General features: G+C 27.6%; 2 protein-coding genes. One reads left to right on the top strand and one right to left on the bottom strand.

Annotated features, from left to right (window positions below; all coding sequences use genetic code 11):
- The first annotated feature begins 334 nt into the window (after nt 1–334).
- Nucleotides 335–1,672 (top strand): amino acid permease, encoded by a 1,338-nt coding sequence (locus KGF52_RS20740; protein ID WP_227841480.1) that lies wholly within the window; start codon nt 335–337, stop codon nt 1,670–1,672.
- Nucleotides 1,673–1,764: 92 nt separating this feature from the next.
- On the opposite strand, the gene KGF52_RS20735 is transcribed toward KGF52_RS20740, so the two are convergent.
- A complete protein-coding gene (locus KGF52_RS20735; protein ID WP_227841479.1) occupies nt 1,765–2,613 on the bottom strand; it encodes an MBL fold metallo-hydrolase in 849 nt (282 codons plus the stop codon).
- Nucleotides 2,614–2,781 lie beyond the last annotated feature (168 nt).

The following is a 2,781-nucleotide window of genomic DNA, read 5'->3' as shown; positions in this document are numbered from 1 at the left end:
ATATAATAAAATGTTTTGAAAAACAGTGAAATTTTATTGCAAAAGATTTAAATTAATTTTGCCTTATGGATGTAAGCTATTCTAAGAGGCAAATGGATATTTAAATGTAAAACAATTTAACTGTTATGAAGAAAGTATCATCGTATTTGGATTTTTAATTTTTATAATTTTTTTTAAAAATTTTAATTTTAGTTAAAATTAAAATTTACAAAAGCTTAGCATATGTTATTTTATTTTAATAAATAATAAAAACTATTTTTCTATAATATTGGCATAATAGATGCTTATATAACTATGAAATTAAAATTAAATAAGATGAAGTAGGAGGAAAAAAATGGGAAATAGTGAGCTAAAAAAGACTCTTGGTGTATCTGCAGCGTTATCAACTGTTGTAGGTTCAGTAATAGGAGCAGGTGTATTTTTTAAACCACAAGCAGTTTATACATTAACTGGAGGAGCTCCAGGACTTGGTATATTGGCATGGTTAATAGCAGGAATCATAACTATAACAGCTGGGCTTACAGCTGCAGAGGTATCAGTTGCAATACCAAAAACTGGTGGAATGATGGTATATATAAAAGAGATTTATGGAGATAAATTAGGATTTTTAACTGGATGGATGCAAATTGTATTATTTTATCCTGGGATGATGGCAGCATTAGGTGTCATATTTGGAGAGCAAGCATCAGCTTTAATTGGTAATTCATCATTATTACTTCCAATAGCAATTGGGATTATAGTGATAGTTGCAGGGTTGAATATGTTGGGTTCAAAAACTGGGGGAGCTATACAAACGATTTCTACGATATGTAAATTAATACCACTTATATTAATAATGATTGTTGGATTTATTAAAGGTGGTGGAGATAATCCAATACTTAGTCCTATGGTTGGTGAAGGACTAAGTCTAGGTAGTGTAATAGGTCAAGTTTTAATTGCTATATTATTTGCATTTGATGGATGGATGAATGTTGGTACTTTGGCTGGAGAAATGAAAAATCCAGGAAAAGACCTTCCAAAAGCTATAATAGGTGGATTATCAGTAGTTATGGCTGTTTACTTTGTAATAAACTTGGCATATCTTTGGGTATTACCAGCTAGTGAACTAGCTACTTACGCTTCACCAGCATCAGCAGTTGCTGAGGTTATATTTGGTTCAATAGGTGGAAAAATAATATCTGTAGGTATATTAATTTCAGTATTTGGAGCATTAAATGGATTCTTATTAACTGGTTCAAGAGTGGCCTATACTTTGGCAACAGATAAAACTTTGCCTAAATATAAGGTGTTTTCTAAATTAAATTCTGCTCAAGTTCCAGCAAATTCTATAGTATTAGTATCTGTTCTTGCAGCTATTTATGCTTTATCAGGTCAATTTAATTTATTAACTGATTTAGCAGTATTTGCTACTTGGATATTCTATGTATTGACATTTATAGGGGTAATGAAGCTTAGAAAAACTCATCCAGATATACCAAGAGAATACAAAGTACCACTATATCCAATTGTTCCAATAATAGCTATAGTGAGTGGTATATTTGTCGTAGTTAATCAATTATGCTTTGCAGGTATGAAAACTACTATGATATCTGTTGGAGGTCTTATAATAACAGCTATAGGATTACCAGTGTATGCTTATATGACTAAGAGAACAAAAAATGAGTCTAACTAGTTTATAAATACTTTATGATTATATGAAAAATAAAATTCCAATCTATCTATAGATATATTGGGATTTTATTTTTTTATTTTTAGTTTATAAAATTACACTTCTAAAAAGTCACCTGTCTTAAAATATTCTATTTTGTCTCCAAGTAATTCTTTCATGTAATCAAATGCAACTAGTCCTGTACAATGGAATGTATATATTTTCTGAAAACCAATTGTGTTAAGTTCCTTTATGACATCATCTATGTATTCTGTAGAACAGTTAAGTCCACCTTGTTTTGATAAATTATCCATATGAAATCCTCCAATAATAAACTTAATTGATTTATCTGGAAAGTATTTTTTAACCGTATGAGCGATATTTACAATTCCACTATGACTACAACTACTTATTATTGATACATAGTCTCCATCCACATATACTAAGAATAATTCATGCTTAAAATCATCTTCAATGAACATATTGTTTTTAAATTTTAACAGATTTTTGTCTCTACAAAAGAAATCTTTATTATTGTTTTTATCAGAGCAGATATAAAGATTTTCACTAAGTTTGTAAAAATCATCTATCCAAATGAAGTTTTTATTAAAATCTTCAAACAAGCCTTTTCTATTTCCTATATAGTAGTTTTCTTGCTGATTTTCGTTATGGTAGAAATATTCATATAATTTAGCTTGCGATTTTATATAAACATTAATATCTTTATTAATTTCAAAAAATTTATCTATACCACCAATATGGTCTGAATGATTATGAGATATTACAAGTGCATCTAAATTTAATAAATCAATATTTAAATTTTTAGCATTTTCTATAAAATCTCCACTTTTTCCTGTATCTAATATATATCTTTTATCATTAATTTCTAAGAACAAAGATAAACCATGTTCAGATTTTAAGTTTTTGGAGCCAGAAATATTTTCAATTAAAGAAATTACCTTCATAAACAATACCTCCCAATAATATTTTTAGAATTTTTATACAACTAATAATTACATTGTAACAAATTATTATGTTGTAATGTAAAAATTTGCCTATAAAGTATAACACTTTGTAGACAAGTTTATAAATTTTTATTTAATAACAAAAACAGTTGTATATGAATATATAAC

The organism is Clostridioides sp. ZZV15-6597, from assembly GCF_020657815.1.
Taxonomy (GTDB): Bacteria; Bacillota; Clostridia; order Peptostreptococcales; family Peptostreptococcaceae; genus Clostridioides.
The sequence above is the reverse complement of the archived record's forward strand: the minus strand, read 5'-3'. Positions and strand labels throughout refer to the sequence as shown.